Below are 17,977 nucleotides of genomic sequence, written 5' to 3' on the forward strand. Positions count from 1 at the left end.
TAAGAAATTTTAAGATGCAAAAATACGGAATTTTTAGATAAAATACTATATTAGCCTATATTTAGAATGAGAATTAATATTAAAATGAAAAAGTTATTCGTGGTTTTTGTCTCATTGAGTGCCACATTCTGTTTTTCGCAGAAAAGTACATCCACATTTTCTGTTACTTACAATAGAAATATTGAGACTTATTTTCTTGCAGAAATACTGTCTGCAGAGCACCAAAAGAATAATAAGGATTTTGAAATTTATAAGATAAAAGAATGTTCTGTTTATCAGCCGATTGTTAGAAATGCTTTACAGAAATACAGCCATTTGAAAAACTCAGACATTACTGTTTCTACCGCAAAACTCAATGATATTTTAATGGAAAAATATGGTGTCGGAAATGATGTAATGATGAAACCTCTGATGTATCATAAAGAATTTCCGGATGTGAAATGGATTAATGAATATCACTTTGAAAACAATAATCTTACAAAAGAACAGAACAAAGAAGCAACCGATTTAATTAAAAATTATCTTTCAGCACTTTCAAAATTCTACATTCAGGAGAATATCGGGCAGTTTTTTAAAGAGAACCAAACCTTTTATAATGGTGGAATAACAGAATACACCAAACAGATTCCTGACGGATTTACAAAAGCCATGGAACAATTTTATGGTGAAAGTTTTAATACATATACGATCATTATTTCTCCTATGATGATGTGGCCTATTGAAGATAATGAAGGAAGAGGAATTGGTACCAATGTTACATTACCATCTGGAAAACAGAATATTTATGAGATTGCAAGTCCTTTTGTGAGGGTACAGAAACCGGGAGAATTTGGGTATGACAATCAGTTTCAGGCCAGATTTTTAAGTGTTCATGAATTTGGGCATTCCTTTGTTAATAAAGAAGTCTATCAAAACACAGATAAGCTTACAAAATTTAAAGACTTATTTGAAAAATCAAAACTAAAAGAAACCATGATCAAAACAGGAGGTTATGGAGATTATCAGACCTGCGTTGCTGAACATTTGGTAAGATTAGGCGAAATTGAAACTGCTAGAATTCAAAAAGATCAGGAAAGGGTAAAAAGACTTCGGGAATATCATCTGAAAAATAATTTCATTTTTATCCCTTTATTAGAAGAAAAAGTAAAAGAATACAATTCTAACAGAAAAAAATATAAAACATTCGGAGCTTTCGCACCGAAACTGCTTGAAGTTTTTGAAAACAGTTCTGTGGAATTTATCAATGATGAACTGAACAAAATAAAGAAATAAAAAACTCCAATATTACAATACAATGAATACGATAAATATTGATCTGCATTGCGATTTATTATGCTATTTACTGGAACCGGGCTCATTAATTGATGATAAAGAGCTTGGCTGCTCACTTCCTTATTTAAAAGAAGGAAATGTAAAGCTTCAGGTTATGGCTATATATTCAGGAACAGGTGCCAATAGTACTGTTTATGGAACAAAACAGAGCGAAATATTTTCAGATCTCGTACAAAATGAAAGTTTTTTCTTATTTGATGGAGAAAACTATAAGAATCCTGAGAACACAGACAAAGTAGGGGTTATTGCTTCTATTGAAAATGCATCCGGCTTTTGTGGCGAAGATGATACTCTGGAATCAGGTTTTAAAAATCTGGAAGCGATCATCGAAAAAACACAGCGAATTCTTTACCTGGGAATAACCCATCATACTGAAAACCGCTTTGGGGGAGGAAACTATTCTGATATAGGACTTAAAGACGACGGGAAAGTTCTGCTTGATTATATTTCAGAAAAGAATATCGCTATTGATCTGGCTCATACCAGTGATCAGCTTGCTTATGGAATTCTTAATTATACAGATCAAAGAAACTACAAGATTCCTATTTTGGCAAGTCATTCTAATTATAGACAAGTACATGACAAAAAAAGAAACCTTCCTGATGAACTGGCAAAAGAAGTTATTAAAAGAAAAGGACTAATAGGACTCAATTTTATCCGCAACTGTATTGATGAGAAAAATCCGGAGATGTTATATGAACATATTCAGTACGGTCTTGATTTAGGAGCGGAAGATACCATAGCTTATGGTGCTGATTTTTTCTTTTGCAAAAACCATCCTGATAAATCCCGTTATCCTTTTTTCTTTGAAGGATATGATGATGCATCTGCTTTTAATGCGATCAATAAAGAAATTGAAAAACGTTTTTCGGCTGAACTGGTAGAAAAGATCAGCCATAAAAATGCTCTGAAATTTATAGAAGATATGTATAAATAAAACAGAATTTAAGGTCATTTTATTCTCTCGCAGATTCAGCTGATTTCACCAGATATACATAGAAAGTTCTGCTTAATTGCTCAATCAGCGAGAGATTATTTTTTAAAATAAATTAGCTGTTTTCAATGTTCTATTTTACATTAAATGACATATCGTAGTTTATTGTAATAGTAAATTTTATATAATTTTATTTAATGTTTTCTTTTATACTTTACTTTCTGCTTGATGATCTCAATTACATCTACATTCTGGACCTTAGATTTAATCCATCCATGAATATCAATATAAAATAATGACCTTCTGTAATATTCATTTTCAGAAAATTCTTCCAGCTTTTTATCAAAACTTTCAAATGCTTTCTGCCTCTGATCCAGTACCTGGTTATTAAGGTTCTTAAAAAACTGGATACTCTCAAAATGGAACTCTTCCGGTTTTTTCATTTTCTTGGCAAATTTTAAAGTAGAGGCTGTAAATTCATCATAATCTTCATCGTTTCCTGACTCATATTTGGCCATTAAGATCAGAATTCTGGTATGAAACAGCAGGTCTTCCTGTACATTTCCTTTAGATTCTATTACCCTCATAGAATACTCTATAGACTTTTCAAACATCTTACTGCCGAAGAACATAGCCGCCATTTTAAGGTAGAGAATCATAAAATGGTGTTCGTCAATTCTTTCTCGGAGCCTGTCCATTTTTAATTCTACCTCAGGGATGAGCTTGGTTCCTGTAAAGAATTCTCCTTTTACAAAGTGAATATTCATCAATGTATTATACTGGGTGAGGAAAATAAGAGACTGAAGATTCTCATTCTGAACAAAATTCTCTGCATGTACCATTTTATTGAAATTCTCAAAATGCTCCTCCAGAATATCAATATTTCCATATAAAAACAGGATTTTCAGAAGGTAAGTATTTCCTTTAATATACCAGACCGGGTGGCTGTAGATCATTTCAGGCTTTTTATGAAAAAGATCTACCCACTGATAGGCATATTTTAATGTGTATTTGTAGTCCTGTAAAAGTTGGTTTTTCCAGACATGAGCTTTGTAATACCAAAGTTTTTCCGTGAAATTCAGCTTTTCGGGGTTTATATTTTTAATCTGAGCATTGAAAACATCCATTACTTCCTGTCGGTCTGCGTCATTTTTCACATAGCCATGGGTAAGCATTTCACTGTATAATTTCAGCGATAGATTAGATAATTTTGTAGTATAGCGGTTCTGTTTGCTTATCTCCTGAGACTGCTTGATGAGTTCTTCGGCACGGCCTTCAATGCTTCGGGTAATGAATTGTGATTCAATCACTTTTTCAAGATCTATAATTTCCGAAGCGATACTTTTTTCATCCAATTCCAATGCAGTTTGCTTGGTTTTGTCTAATATCTTTAATGCCTGCTTATAAAGCCCTTTCTGATAGAGAATATTGGCAAAATCTAACTGTTCCCGAAGTTGGATTCTGTAGTTCTGATGACTCGGGTTCATACGTAAACTTACCAGAATCTGTTTGTAAAGATGTGCCTTAAGGTTAGAAAGCTGCTGTTTTGTGGAAATTTTTTTCTCAATGATAATACTTTCATCATATTCCTTCATCTTGTCCATTTCGGAAAATAACAATAGAAATTTGGCATCTACATTAATTCCGAGACGGTTTACATACAACTTAAATTGTCGTTTTTCAGAGGTGGTCAATGACTTTACCAATACAAACAAAAAATCTTTCTGCAATTCTGCCATTGTAAATTTTTATAAATTAAAATTCTGATTAATAAGTGAATACGATTGTTTTTTCAACTGTTGAATATTGTAATTTTCAGAAAAAGTGAAAATGTAAAAATATTGCAAGCTGTAGTTTTGAGCCAAAATTAAGTAAAAAACTTCACTTATGAATTCCGAAAAAATTGAAATTTTTGATACGACACTGAGAGATGGGGAGCAAGTTCCGGGATGCAAATTGAATACGGAGCAAAAACTGATTATTGCAGAAAAACTTGATGGGCTGGGGATTGATATCATTGAAGCAGGATTTCCAATTTCCAGCCCTGGAGATTTTGAATCGGTTTCAGAAATTTCAAAACTGGTGAAAAATGCGAAGGTATGCGGACTGACAAGAGCGAACAAAAAAGATATTGATGCTGCCGCAGAAGCACTGAGGTTTGCAAGAAGACCTAGAATACATACAGGAATCGGAACTTCTGATTCTCATATTAAATACAAATTCAACTCTACAAGAGAAGATATTATTGAAAGAGCTGCTGATGCTGTAAGATATGCGAAAGCATATGTGGAAGACGTAGAGTTTTATGCTGAAGATGCTGGGAGGACAGACAATGAATATTTGGCAAGAGTATGTGAAGCGGTTATCAAAGCAGGAGCCACCGTTTTGAATATTCCTGATACCACTGGCTATTGCCTGCCGGAAGAGTATGGCCAGAAAATAAAATATCTGCGGGAAAATGTAAAAGGAATTGAAAAAGCAGTGCTGTCATGCCATTGTCATAATGATCTTGGACTGGCTACTGCCAATTCTATTGCCGGAGCCATCAACGGTGCCCGCCAGATTGAATGCACCATCAACGGATTGGGAGAAAGAGCTGGTAATACGGCTTTGGAAGAAGTTGTCATGATTTTAAAACAGCATAAAGACCTGAATCTGCATACCAATGTGAACTCCAGAATGCTGAATGAAATGAGTACAATGGTTTCTGATTTGATGGGAATGTCTGTACAGCCCAACAAAGCTATTGTAGGGGCTAATGCCTTTGCTCATAGCTCAGGAATTCATCAGGATGGTGTCATTAAAAACAGAGAAACTTACGAAATCATTGATCCTGCGGAAGTAGGTGTAAATGCATCTTCAATTATTCTTACTGCCAGAAGCGGACGATCAGCATTGGCTTACCGTTTTAAGCATATTGGCTATGAGGTGACCAAGAATGAGCTTGATTTTCTCTATCAGGAGTTTTTGAAAATTGCTGACCTTAAAAAAGAAATAGGGAACGATGATCTAAGCATGATGATGGATTCTTTCAGCAGAAAAATAGGATAGGTTTGATGTAGAATCAAGATAAAGTAAACAATGAACAACAGTAAAAAGACACTTTTTGATAAAGTTTGGGACGCTCACGTGGTAGAAACCATTCCTGACGGACCTCAGATCATTTATATAGACAAACATCTTATCCATGAGGTAACCAGCCCTCAGGCTTTTGCAGAACTTGAATCCAGAAACCTGGAAATATTCAGACCGGAACAGATTGTAGCCACTGCGGATCACAATGTTCCTACTTTGCATCAGGAACAGCCGATTAGAGATGAACTTTCAAGAAATCAGGTAGAACAGCTTACAGAAAACTGTAAGAAAAACAATATTGAACTTTTTGGACTGGGACATCAGTATCAGGGAATTGTTCATATCATCGCTCCTGAATTAGGGATTACCCAGCCGGGAATGAGTATTGTTTGTGGTGACAGCCACACTTCTACGCATGGTGCATTTGGATCTATTGCTTTTGGTATCGGAACCAGTCAGGTTGCGCAGGTATTTGCGAGCCAGTGCCTGCTGTTGAATAAGCCAAAATCAATGAGAATTACAGTCAGTGGTAAATTGAATGAAAATGTTCAGCCTAAAGATGTTATTCTTTATATCATTTCAAAAATAGGTACAGACGGAGGAACAGGGTATTTCTGTGAATATGCAGGAAATGTGTTTGAAGAAATGTCAATGGAAGGAAGAATGACAGTCTGCAATATGAGTATTGAAATGGGTGCCAGAGGTGGAATGATTGCTCCTGACGAAACCACTTTTGAATACGTACAGGGAAGAAAATTTGCTCCGGAGGGAGAAGACTGGAATGAAAAAGTAGCTTATTGGAAAACGTTGAAAACAGATGAAGGAGCAGCTTTTGATCAGGAACTGAGCTTTGATGCTTCAGATATCTACCCAATGATTACATACGGTACCAACCCCGGAATGGGTATTTCAATCCGTGAAGTTATTCCGGTGCCTCAGAATGAATCTGAAGAAAAAGCATTGAAATATATGGGGCTGGAAGCCGGACAGACAGTTAACAGTATCAAGGTTAATTATGTTTTCATAGGAAGCTGTACCAATGCAAGAATAGAAGATTTCCGTTCTGCAGCTCAGTATATTAAAGGGAAAAGCAAATCGGAGGCTGTAAAAGCACTGATTGTTCCCGGATCTCAACAGGTTGTTAAGCAGATTTATGAGGAAGGGTTGGATAAAATATTCAGTGACGCAGGATTTCAGATCCGTCAGCCGGGATGTTCAGCATGTCTGGCAATGAATGATGATAAAATTCCGGAAGGAGAATATTGTGTTTCCACTTCCAACAGAAACTTTGAAGGCAGACAAGGGCAAGGTTCAAGAACAATTCTTGCCAGCCCGCTTACCGCAGCAAAAGCAGCCATAGAAGGTAAAATTTCAGCTTTTGAAAGTGTAAACTAAACAGATTAAAAGTACATGCAAAAATTAGTTGTTTTAAAATCCCGCGCAGTTCCATTGCCGGCAGAAAATATAGATACAGACCAGATTATTCCGGCAAGATTCCTGAAAAGTATAGACCGAAAAGGTTTTGGAGAAAATCTGTTCAGAGACTGGAGATTCAATATGCATACAGGAGAACCGAATCCGGACTTTGTTTTAAACAATCCTAAATTCGATGGTGAGATTCTGGTAGCAGGCAATAATTTCGGCTGTGGAAGCAGTCGCGAACACGCAGCATGGTCTTTAACGGATTATGGTTTTAAAGTAATTGTTTCCAGTTATTTCGCTGATATCTTCAAAGGAAATGCTCTGAATAACGGACTTCTACCTGTAAAAGTTTCCGAAGAGTTTTTAAAAGAAATTTTAGAAGGAATCAATGAAAATCCCGACAATGAAATTGCTGTTGATGTGGAATTACAGTCTATCAGCTTCAAAGACACCACTGAAACCTTTGAAATTGATTCTTACAAAAAAATATGCCTGCTAAACGGTTATGATGATATTGATTTTTTAATCAGCAGAAAGCAGACGATCACAGAATTTGAATTAAAAACACAAAAAGCAAATGAGCAACAATTATTTTAAAATCGCGGTTCTTCCCGGAGATGGGATCGGCCCGGAAATCATCAGTGAAAGCATTAAGATATTAGATGTTATTGCTGAAGTTTTTCAATGCAAATTCCATTTTGATTATGGATTAATAGGTGCAGAAGCTATTTTTAAAACAGGAAATCCTTTGCCTGAAGAAACTTTGAAAATCTGTAAAGAATCCGATGCAGTGCTTTTCGGAGCCATTGGTGATCCGGTTTTTGATAACAATCCGGAAGCAAAAGTAAGACCTGAACAGGGATTATTGAAACTTCGCAAAGAGTTGGGATTGTTTGCCAATATCCGTCCTTTGAAAACGTATGCATCTTTGATTGATAAAAGCCCTTTGAAAAGAGAAATTATTGAAGGTGCTGATATCCAGATTTTCAGAGAATTGGTAAGTGGAATTTATTTTGGTGAAAAATTTACAGATCCGGAAGGAGCTTATGCTTATGATGTCTGCAAATACAGCCGTGAAGATATTATTCCAATTGCGCATATGGCATTTCAGGAAGCACAAAAAAGAAATAAAAAGCTGACCCTTATTGATAAAGCCAATGTTCTGGATACCTCAAGATTATGGAGGAAAACCTGCCAGGAAATTGCATTGGAATATCCTGATGTACAACTTGATTATATGTTTGTAGACAATGCTGCCATGCAGTTGATTCTTAATCCTAAGCATTTTGATGTTATTTTAACAGAAAATATGTTTGGTGATATTATTTCAGATGAAGCAAGTGTAATAGGAGGTTCTATCGGGTTGCTGCCATCTGCTTCGGTAGGAGAGAAGAATGCTTTGTTTGAGCCTATTCATGGGTCTTATCCACAGGCGAAAGGAAAAGGAATTGCCAATCCTGTTGCTTCTATTTTAAGTGTAGCAATGATGCTGGATCATCTTAATTTAAAGGCAGCAGCAGACAAACTGAGACAATCTGTAGAACATGCTATTGAAAACAAGTATGTTACCATTGATCTTAATACCAAACAGTATTACTCAACAAGTGAAGTGGGAAGCTTTATTGCTGACCATATCAGATATTCCGAAAAGTCCTATTACAATTTTGAAAATATCAAGATCGGAAAATCAACCATCGTATAAAAAAGTTCATTTAGATAGTTAGAAAGAAAAGTTCCGCCTCGTATGAGACGGAACTTTTCGTTTTTTTTAATATCAATAAGCCTTTACAGCTCTTTGTTATTTTGTATTATCCGTTTTTCCTGATTTATTTTTGGAAGACTTTTGAATATCTTCTTTATCAATATCAGGTGGATTGGTCTTTTTCGAAGCTGCAGGAATATCCTGGAAATCCTGATTTTGCTTTTGGGTTTCTGCGGTGTTGGCAGATTCTTTCTTGTGGGTGTTTCCTTTTTTATCCATGACTTTGAATTTTAATAATATATGGTGTTATCATTCAAAGTCTTTGCCAAAAAGATGAAAATAATAAACAATTACCCTCCCCGTGTTCCGGATTTAGCTATTGTTGGCTTAGGAAGTTTTTCTTTTTCCGGATGTGATTTTTGAGGAAAGTCATTTTCCGAAATCTGGTTCCGTGGAGTCTCTGTGGTTTCTTTAGGATTCATTAGTTTATATTTTTAAAGAAAATAGTGTTCTTATTGTCCAATGTTTCCTAATCAGCCTCCAGTTTTCCCCGATTTGCTGGCGGAAGACTTTCGAATATCCTCTTTTTCAACTTTTTTAGGGGATGATTGGGGATTTTCTGATTCTTGCCGAATCTCTTCAGCTTCAGATTTGTTTTTAATGTTTTCTTTTGGATTCATAGTATTAAGTCTTAGAGACCTAAGATACCAATTTTTCCGGTTTTATCCTCTATTTCATAATTTAAAGCCTTGGCTAAAACGAAAACATTATTCAGATTTTCCATCAGCTGTTTACGACCTTCTGTTCTTAATTGATTCTGATCAATTGATTTTTCTGCCGTTTCCTTAGCTTTCTGAGTGACATTTTTAATATCTTTTTCCGAAATTCTGTTAATGAAAGAATCATCCAAAGATTGAATTTCAACACTCGGTGTAATTCTTATTTCAGCATCAGGAAGCTCAGTGATCACCAGTTTTTTGTTGATAGAATCTACCTCGATCTTCATTTTGTTAAGATCATAAGAAACCTGAGCATTAGTTTTGGTATAGGTAATAATGCTGTTGCTGGAAATTTCTTTCCCAAAAACTTCATAACCCATTTTGGTTTTCTGCATACTGGAAGTATTCTGTTCCATTACCACCATCTTGTTCATCTTGGAAATCTGATTGGTAAGGATATAATAATCCGACTTTTCAGTTTTATTCCCAAGGTTAAGGCAAGACTTCAGTCCAAAAAACAGAAGCACCATTGCTCCCGCACCGGCTGCAAAAGATAATATGGTTCTATAATTTCTCAAAATCTATTTAAAAATTTCTTTGATGACAGATGAATCGTTCTTTTTCAGAATTTGAACTAAATCTCTTTCAATATATCCTGTAGTAGGCATTTCTATAATTCTACCCACTTCTTTTCCATATCTTTTCAGGATAATCGTAGGAACTTTCTGAATATTATAAAGACTTTCGTCTCCTGTAGGAGATTCTTTCTTACGGTTTACAGCTATAATATTTAATTTATTTTCCGGATAGTTGGCAGCTTCCAATATTTTCATCAGTCTTGGAAAATCTCGGTGGCTGTCTTCACACCATGTTCCCATGAAAACAATGATATTATAAGTGCCGATTTTCTCTTTTCTTAATTCACTGACTGCTTTTTCGTCAATAGCATACTCATCATGCTCTTTTACATACCAATCTGCATAAGGAGCTTTTAAAAATTGCTCTTTCAGTTGGTTTCCTAAAAGCATTTTTCCATCTTTCTGTGTGTCAACTTCTCTGTTTACCACTACTTTTTGAGCGCTAAGCTGTTGAGCAGCTAGAAATAAGCTTGAAAAGGCAACAATATTGGTAATAAATTTTTTCATATTTTATTTTTCGATAATTGATTTTAAATCAGCAGGAGAGTAGTATTTGTTTTTTAATACTTTATGATCAGCCTGTCTGTAAACATTGAATTTTTCTCCAGACTTTTCATAAAAAGATTCTACTTCCTTCTCTTTGTAGAATTCAACAGTTTCCTTTGCCTGTTCTTCATTATCACATGCTTTCGACATATTGGAGCGCTGAACTTCGTTGAATAGCTCTACAAATTTGCTGCCAAGTCCGAATTCCAGAACGGCACCACTCAAAACATACTGAAGATCACACAATGCGTCAGCAATTTCTACAATATTGTTATCTGCAATGGCTTGTTTCAGTTCGTTTAATTCTTCCTGTAAAAGTTCTACTCTCAGGTTACATCTTTCAGGAGAAGGAATTTGTGGTGTATCTAAAATAGGGGCTTTGAAAGTAGTATGGAATTCTGCTACTTGGTTCAAACTATCAATTTTATCCATGAATTTTTTTATTTCCCACAAAGATAGAAAAGGATTTGTAAAATGTGAAATGTACAGGACTAAATGTGTGAATAAAGAATTGATGGAAAATTTTTCAAAACAAAATTTAATCTGCAAAAATCAATAAAACCACAACTATAAAAATTGTGGTTTTATTTTGAAATATTTTAATTCTATTCAATTACTGCAACTACTCATATTTCCAGATACCAGAAACGGTTAGCATCATCAATCCCGGCTGTTTTTCTCCATAGCTGAATACACAAAGATATTTTGAATGACAAGAAGAACAATCTGTTCCAAAATATAAAGTGGGCATATTATTAACGGTCAATTCTCCAAAATGAAACATGCTCTGAGAGGTTCCGTTGGCGATTCCGTGTTGTAACAATTCATCTTTGGATATCACTTTATCTTCATGATACAGTTGAAGGATAGGGAATCCAGATGAATAGGGTGCAATTTCAAGGGCATTTTTGTGATTGCAATTACTGCAGTTGAAAGTTGTTATTGCTGATGGAAGAGCTTCATCATTGATGAAAGTGCTTTTTTCAACAGAAGCTTTTCCTGTGATTTTTATTTTTTCTGAGATTGAATACATCTGAGTTAATTTATGGCTGAATAACTGTGCCTACTAAGTTAGGGTATTTTCCGCTTGGACTTTTCTTAATGGTGATTTTTATATAACCTTCTTCCGCCAGTTTATTCCATGTTTTCTGATATCCTGTGTTGATGTCAAGAGGAATTTTCCACATAGTCTGTTTGCCTTTTCCTGCCTGGCTGAACCAAGGAATAACGTCTGCTGTCTGGGTTTTAAACTGCATAGAATTATTCAATACATCAATTTCATAATAGAAATCGTACTTGTCCTCAGCCTGGTTTAAGGCTCTCTGTGTGAAAGTATACACATATCCATTGATGATCGGACTTGTAAAACTTCCGCCTAAAGTAGGAACACCGGTTCCGTTATAATTCCCGACAGCTCCGCTATACCTGTCAAACTTCTGTCCAACCTGTAAAGGAACATCGTCAACAATATTATAACCTCCGTTAGCAGGCGGCCATCCGCCATTTAAATTATTAGCTTTAAAAAGTGATTCCAACTCACTCCATTTACCGCGTCTGTAAAGATCATAAGCTTGATTTCTGATGGCCTGACTTACCGAATTATTGCTGTCATAACTTGCTGCCAGCTCATCAGCCGTTTTGTAGAATACAGAGGTAATGTCAGGATTGATGTCTATTACATCATCATTGTCTGAACTACAGGCTACCGAGAGCGTAGTAATTGTTAAAAAAAAGAAGTACTTAAATAAATGTTTCATATAAAAAATTTTAAATTATTTTAAAATTATCGAGGTATTAGAAGGGGTACCTTTTTTGAAACATTATTTTTCTTTAGAAATCTTAAGTGATATGAATATTATTATTGTTTGCCAGCTTATAAAAGAAAATTTCAGAACTGGAATTGGGTTTACTCATGAACTTTTCCGGCAGTAAATTGATGAAATACCAATTCATGTCAAAATAAAGTCAAAAGAAGCAACTGCATCAGGCGTCAAAAAACGGCCTGGAGCTCCCTTAAATACAATCTGGGTAAACGGCACAATAAAATATTGTTATGCAATAAATTTAAATTAAAAAACTTAAATACTAGTTATTTTGTTTGAAATAAATAATTATTGTGAAATTAATTTTAATAATAAATGTTTTTAAGTTAGTATTTTGCATTATTAATAAATGAAAAAAACTGCCCGAATGAGCAGCTTATTGTTTGAATTGTATTCTTTTTATTTTTTAATGAATTGTTTTGCAAATCCTGCGATTTGGATTACATAAGTTCCATTGGTTAATTTATTTACATTTACCGTTCCGCTTTCAAGATTTCCTCCGCTTACAAGTCTGCCGGACATATCGTAAATTTTATATTCTTCATTACTGGTATTGGTAAGGGTAAGAATACTTTTTACAGGATTTGGATACAGTTTGATTTCTGTGGACGAATTTCCGTCTGTTGGCCTGTCTTCAGAAGTTCTTACGGAAATATTGGCATTATTTATATCAAAGAAAATGTGATTGCTTCCCTTGATCATGATTCTTCCGGAATTGGTTAAAGTATCAGGAATTGTAATGGTCTCCGAGCCGTCATTAGGAGTTGCTGTCAGTAATGTTATCCATGTATTGCCATTATCTGTTGACCATAGAATATCTACATTAGCCGTATTCACACCATTGGCAGTGGTTCCTGCTACATCCCATGTAACCGTTTGTGAGCTTCCTTTTATATATAAAACTGCTGTGTTCTGTGATGTTATCATAAATGGTCCTGCTGCCGGATTCACAGTTAGCTTTGTATCATCCGAATTATTGCCTCCACCTCCGGCTTTGTTATCACGAACAGTAAATCTGAAATTTAAAGTTCTGGCTACAGAAGGAAGTGCTTCAACATCTATTTCTGTTCCTGCAGTTTTGAGAGCGCCTGCCAAAATGGAAGACATTACCGGAAAATATCTTACAGGTGAACTTGAAGGAGTCCATGATCTGAATATTGGACCGGCATTTTTTGATTCTTTTGCTGCAGAATTAGCTCCTGTTTCAGAAGATGTTCCTTTGTCCATTTGTTCCCAGATATAAGTAAGCTGATCTCCATCCGCATCAGTTCCGGAGCCGGTAAGCATGAAAGGAGTGCTTTTAGGAATAATATAATCGAGACCTGCATTTGCTGTAGGAACTGAATTTCCTGTATTGGTATTTACAGAGCATGTTTTTGTTTTGATATTATCGGTGATTTGTTCAATGCTTAAAGCATGAAAAAAAGGATCAGAGTTTTTCTGAACATCATAATTGGTAACGCCGGCATATCCCATGATTGTAGATCCTGAACCCGGCTCTACGGGTTTTAATCCATATTGTGGTTCAAATGACCATGTATGGTTCCCTCCAAACTGATGTCCCATTTCATGAGCTACAAAATCGATGTCAAAAGTATCTCCGGAAGGAATACCGTTTGCCGGAGAGGTATATCCGCTTCCTTTATATCCGCTAGGGTAGGTTACGCCCTGATCTACATAGGTTGACATATTATTATCACAAATACATCCGATACAACCTGCGTTACCGCCTCCGCCATCTCTGCCGAAAAGGTGTCCTATGTCAAAATTGTTATTTCCAATGGAAGAGCTCAAATTGTTCATAAGTTCCAGATTCCAGTTATCCATTTGTGAAGACGGAGAATAGGGATCTGTAGAGGCGTCTGTATAAATAATGTCATCATTATTGGCAATAAGAATCATTCTCGCTGCAAAATCGTTTTCAAAAATACCATTCACACGGGTCATTGTATTATTCATGGCTGCTAAGGCCTGAGCTTTTGTCCCTCCAAAATAAGAGGTATATTCTCCTGTGCATGAAAGAGCAAGTCTGAATGTTCTTAATATAGCATCATCTGCATTTTTATTCGATATGGTCTTGAGATTTCCTTTTGGGGCTATATCTAAAACTTTACATTCGAGTTTATTAAGATTGTCTTTGCTGTCGGACTTTTTGTAGATGATATAAGTGGAAAGATCCTTAGTATAAGGCTGGATAAAAACAGCAGATTTGTCACCATAGATTTCCATAGAAGAAAGCCCTAGGGAAGAGATACTGAAATAAACCTTTGAAGCCGGATCTTTCATATTTTCTCCAGTATAAGACTTGATATCCGGATATTTAGCAGCCAGTTCTGGTTCAAAATTAGAATTTTCTGTTACTTTGAAATTTTCCATTTTCCCGGCTGAATTGGGGAAAGAGATAATTGTTTCAGATTTCCCTGTTAATCTTTTAGGAGCTTTTGCCAATACATTTTTTAATCCGCTTATATTCAGATGATAAAGCTGTGGATTTTCAAAACGTGACATGCTTTCTAAGATCGGAGAGGATATTTTTGAGGAACCTGAGGTCCATAAACGATATGTCTGTGCGAATGAAATACCCGACAATGCGAGCATTCCCGTCATCAATAATTGTTTTTTCACGCAAATGTATTTTCATCAAAAATAATAAAAAAATCCCTGAAGAGAGATGTTATTTACATGTTTTTTGTCATTATGCCCTTTAAATGTTGGGGTTGATGAAAAATATTTCATAAAATTTCATAAAATAGAAAACCTGTTCTACATAGAACAGGTTTTCACATCGTTTAATTTTAAAAAGTCTATTAGTTACTAATTTTTAATGAACCTCTTAGCTGATTCTCCGATTTGAATCATATAAGCACCTTTCACAAGACTGCTTACATTCACGGAGCCTCTCTGAAGTTTTCCTGAGTCAATTAGTTTTCCACCCATATCGAAGATTTTATAATCTTCTGAGGTCGTATTTGAAATATAAAGTTGATCTTTCACAGGGTTTGGATAAAGCTTCACGTCCGTGATCAGGTCTTTTGTATTCTGAAGATCTCCTTTTCCTGAAGAAACAATATTAAGGGTATAATCTTCTACCTGCCCATAAGTAAAGGCTTCACATGAAGAAGTAGGGATTGAGCTATATTTCATCATTACTCTCATTCTTGTAGATCCAACAGTTGCAGTAGACGGGATTGTGATAGATCCTGTAACCGGGCTGGTTGTAGAACCTGCTTTTGTCCATGCTAATTCTCCACTGTCTGTGAAGTCTCCATCACCGTTGTAATCAATATAGACAGCGTATGCTTCGCTATATTTTGTAGAAGTCCAAACTGGCGTAATGGAAATTGTATAAGCACTTCCTCTTGTAACGTTAGTAGAAACTGAAGTGAAGTTTTCATACCCGGCTGTTCCTGTAGATGTGTTATTAATAGATCCGAATGTTACGTTTCCGATTCTTTCATCAGCAGTATTGGATGCTGAAGAAGAACAATATGAAACAGTTCCTCCGGAAAGAGTAGTAACACTTACGGTGTTGCTGGAAACAGAAGCATTTCCTGCTGCATCTTTTGCTTTAACAGAGAAAGAATACGTAGTTGCTGGTGAAAGTCCTGTTACAGTATATGTGGTAGAGGCTGTTGAGCCAATTAATGAAGCGCCTTGATATACATCATATCCGGTAACTCCTACATTGTCTGTAGCACCTGACCATGAAAGATTGGTTGTAGTGGCGGTAGTTCCTGAAGCTACAAGGGTAGGAGCTGTAGGAGCCACTGTATCAGGAGTTCCTGAACCTGCATTTACAGAGATGTTAGCATTATTGACATCAAAGAAAATGTGATTCGATCCTTTTACCATAATTCTTCCTGTAGTGGTAGTAGCATTTGGAATAGTCACAGCTTGTGAACCGTCATTTGGAGTTCCCGCTAATAGAGTAGTCCATGTATTTCCGCTGTCTGTAGACCAAAGGATGTCTACGTTGGCAGTGTTCACGCTATTTGCTGTTGTTCCTGCTACATCCCATGTAACTGTTTGAGAGCTTCCTCCGGAATAAGTTGTAGCTGAATTTTGCGAAGTTACCAGGAATGGTCCTGCAGTTGAATTTACTGTAATTACAGCATCATCAGAATTGTTTCCTGAACCTCCGGCTTTGTTGTCACGAACGGTAAATCTGAAGTTTAATGTTCTTGCCACTGAAGAAAGAGCTTCTACAGTAATTTCAGAACCTGCTGTAGTGGTTGCGCCTGTTAAAACAGAAGCCATTCTTGGGAAATATCTTACAGGTGCAGTGGTTGGAGTCCATGATCTGAAGTTAGGTCCTGAAGCTTTTGTAGCACTTGCTGCTGAACTTGCTCCTGTCTGAGAAGAAGAAGCATTGTCCATTTGTTCCCAGATGTAGGTTAGAGAATCGCCATCAGCATCTGTTCCTGTACCAGTAAGAACAAATGGAGTTCCTTTTGGAATGGTATAGTCTAAGCCTGCGCTTGCTGTAGGAATTGAGTTTCCTGTATTGGTATTGACGGAGCAGGTTTTAGCTTTAATATTATTAGTGATCTGCTGAATGCTTATTGCATGGAAGAACGCATCAGAATGAGGCTGGATATCCTGGCTGGTAATTCCAGCATACCCCATGATTGTCGATCCGGATCCTGGTTCCATATTGGCGCCTGTTCCTTCGTTGTTCATAGAGAAGGTGTGGTTTCCACCAAATTGGTGTCCCATTTCGTGAGCCACGTAGTCGATATCAAAATTATCTCCTGAAGGAATAGCATCTGCCGGAGAAGTATATCCGCTTCCTTTTGATCCGTTGGTACAGATACAGCCAATACATCCTGCATTTCCGCCACCTCCTGAAGCTCCGAATAAGTGTCCGATGTCGTAATTAGCTTCACCAATTACAGAAGTTAAAGTACTTTGTAATTGGGAATTCCAACTGCTCATTCCTGAGGCTGCAGAATAAGGGTCTGTAGATGCATTGGTGTAGATAACAGCATCGTTATTGGCGATCAAAACCATTCTTGCTGCGAAATCTTTTTCAAAAACACCGTTTACACGGGTCATTGTGGTGTTCATTGCGGCTAAAGCCTGAGCTTTTGTACCTCCAAAATAAGTGGTGTATTCTCCGGTACAGGATAGCGCCAGTCTGAATGTTCTTAGTTTAGCATCGTCAGCATTAGGTCTTGCCGCAAGAGCAGAGTTGGAAACTCCTTTCTGAGCAGCATCTACTACTGTACATTCAAACTTGTTAAGATCATCTTTTTTGTCAGATTTTCTGTATACTACATAAGAAGAAAGATCTTTTGTGTAGGGCTCGATGAAAACCGCAGATTTATCACCGTAAATTTCCATGGAAGACAGTCCTAGTGGAGAAACACTGAAATAGACTGTGGAATTAGGATCATCCAGACCTTGTCCTACATAGGATTTGATGTCCGGATATTTTGCTGCCAACTCAGGGGCAAAATTGGAATTCTCCCTCACTTTAAAATTTTCCATTCTGCCTTCAGAATTCGGAAAAGAGATGATGAGTTCTGATTTTTCGCCTGTAGCCAGTCTTTTGGGAGCTTTTGCCAGTACATTCTTCAATCCGTTGATATCCAGGTTGTACACCTTAGGATTGCTGATGCCGGTTTTGTTTTCAAAAATCTCTGATGAAGTTTTTCTGGAACCTTCAGACCAAAGACGGTCAGTCTGTGCGAAAGAAATACCCGAAATAAGGAGCATTCCAATCAGCGTTAATTGTTTTTTCATATTAAATATTAAATTTGATTGTGGAATATCAAAGCTAATAA

17 protein-coding genes are annotated in these 17,977 nt (G+C 36.3%); 6 read left to right on the top strand and 11 right to left on the bottom strand.

Translation table 11 applies throughout. The features are described from left to right. Nucleotides 1–84: 84 nt before the first annotated feature. Both LKL37_RS05600 and LKL37_RS05605 read left to right on the top strand, forming a co-directional pair. Nucleotides 85–1,272, top strand: a complete 1,188-nt coding sequence (locus LKL37_RS05600) for a DUF4932 domain-containing protein (RefSeq protein ID WP_431609593.1) — start codon at nt 85–87, stop codon at nt 1,270–1,272. Nucleotides 1,273–1,294: 22 nt separating this feature from the next. After that, nucleotides 1,295–2,269 (top strand): dipeptidase, encoded by a 975-nt coding sequence (locus LKL37_RS05605; protein ID WP_431609594.1) that lies wholly within the window; start codon nt 1,295–1,297, stop codon nt 2,267–2,269. A gap of 191 nt (nt 2,270–2,460) precedes the next feature. Here LKL37_RS05605 and LKL37_RS05610 read toward each other — a convergent pair whose 3' ends face one another. Further along, nucleotides 2,461–4,005 carry a hypothetical protein gene (locus LKL37_RS05610; protein WP_431609595.1) on the bottom strand — a complete coding sequence of 515 codons (1,545 nt, stop codon included), beginning with the start codon at nt 4,003–4,005 and terminating at the stop codon, nt 2,461–2,463. A 148-nt stretch (nt 4,006–4,153) separates the two neighbouring features. On the opposite strand from LKL37_RS05610, the gene LKL37_RS05615 reads away from it, so the two are divergent. From LKL37_RS05615 to leuB, 4 genes are read left to right on the top strand one after another with little or no spacing between them, the layout of a single operon-like run. After that, complete coding sequence (locus LKL37_RS05615) at nt 4,154–5,317, top strand: 2-isopropylmalate synthase (protein WP_431609596.1); 1,164 nt, start codon at nt 4,154–4,156, stop codon at nt 5,315–5,317. A gap of 30 nt (nt 5,318–5,347) precedes the next feature. Next, a complete protein-coding gene (gene leuC, locus LKL37_RS05620) occupies nt 5,348–6,736 on the top strand; it encodes a 3-isopropylmalate dehydratase large subunit (protein WP_431609597.1) in 1,389 nt (462 codons plus the stop codon). Between the two features lie 15 nt (nt 6,737–6,751). Beyond that, nucleotides 6,752–7,360 carry a 3-isopropylmalate dehydratase small subunit gene (gene leuD / locus LKL37_RS05625; protein ID WP_431609598.1) on the top strand — a complete coding sequence of 203 codons (609 nt, stop codon included), beginning with the start codon at nt 6,752–6,754 and terminating at the stop codon, nt 7,358–7,360. Continuing rightward, nucleotides 7,341–8,465, top strand: coding sequence for a 3-isopropylmalate dehydrogenase (gene leuB / locus LKL37_RS05630; RefSeq protein ID WP_431609599.1), 1,125 nt, complete (start codon nt 7,341–7,343; stop codon nt 8,463–8,465). The genes leuD and leuB overlap by 20 nt, the downstream gene beginning before the upstream one ends. 96 nt (nt 8,466–8,561) lie before the next feature. Here leuB and LKL37_RS05635 read toward each other — a convergent pair whose 3' ends face one another. From LKL37_RS05635 to LKL37_RS05680, 10 genes are all read right to left on the bottom strand, one after another. Beyond that, nucleotides 8,562–8,744, bottom strand: coding sequence for a hypothetical protein (locus LKL37_RS05635; protein WP_105702024.1), 183 nt, complete (start codon nt 8,742–8,744; stop codon nt 8,562–8,564). 71 nt (nt 8,745–8,815) lie between these two features. Beyond that, entirely contained in the window at nt 8,816–8,947 is a 132-nt protein-coding gene (locus LKL37_RS05640) for a hypothetical protein (RefSeq protein ID WP_431609600.1), read from the bottom strand. Nucleotides 8,948–8,998: 51 nt separating this feature from the next. Beyond that, nucleotides 8,999–9,145, bottom strand: coding sequence for a hypothetical protein (locus LKL37_RS05645; protein WP_431609601.1), 147 nt, complete (start codon nt 9,143–9,145; stop codon nt 8,999–9,001). Between the two features lie 11 nt (nt 9,146–9,156). Next, the gene (locus LKL37_RS05650) at nt 9,157–9,762 is read right to left on the bottom strand and encodes a DUF4230 domain-containing protein (protein WP_431609602.1); all 606 of its coding nucleotides are present in this window, start codon (nt 9,760–9,762) and stop codon (nt 9,157–9,159) included. A gap of 3 nt (nt 9,763–9,765) precedes the next feature. Continuing rightward, nucleotides 9,766–10,329 (bottom strand): TlpA family protein disulfide reductase, encoded by a 564-nt coding sequence (locus LKL37_RS05655; protein ID WP_431609603.1) that lies wholly within the window; start codon nt 10,327–10,329, stop codon nt 9,766–9,768. Nucleotides 10,330–10,332: 3 nt separating this feature from the next. Then, on the bottom strand, nt 10,333–10,800 hold the full coding sequence (locus LKL37_RS05660; RefSeq protein WP_047374946.1) for a nucleoside triphosphate pyrophosphohydrolase family protein: 468 nt from the start codon (nt 10,798–10,800) through the stop codon (nt 10,333–10,335). Nucleotides 10,801–10,990: 190 nt separating this feature from the next. Continuing rightward, entirely contained in the window at nt 10,991–11,401 is a 411-nt protein-coding gene (locus LKL37_RS05665; RefSeq protein ID WP_431609604.1) for a hypothetical protein, read from the bottom strand. A 10-nt stretch (nt 11,402–11,411) separates the two neighbouring features. Continuing rightward, nucleotides 11,412–12,125, bottom strand: coding sequence for a hypothetical protein (locus LKL37_RS05670; protein WP_431609605.1), 714 nt, complete (start codon nt 12,123–12,125; stop codon nt 11,412–11,414). Between the two features lie 465 nt (nt 12,126–12,590). Beyond that, nucleotides 12,591–14,816: a reprolysin-like metallopeptidase gene (locus LKL37_RS05675; RefSeq protein ID WP_431609606.1), complete on the bottom strand. Its 2,226-nt coding sequence runs from the start codon at nt 14,814–14,816 to the stop codon at nt 12,591–12,593. A gap of 189 nt (nt 14,817–15,005) precedes the next feature. Beyond that, nucleotides 15,006–17,936 (bottom strand): reprolysin-like metallopeptidase, encoded by a 2,931-nt coding sequence (locus LKL37_RS05680; RefSeq protein ID WP_431609607.1) that lies wholly within the window; start codon nt 17,934–17,936, stop codon nt 15,006–15,008. Between the last annotated feature and the right edge of the window lie 41 nt (nt 17,937–17,977).

This window comes from Chryseobacterium sp. 'Rf worker isolate 10' (assembly GCF_050753305.1).
GTDB lineage: Bacteria > Bacteroidota > Bacteroidia > Flavobacteriales > Weeksellaceae > Chryseobacterium.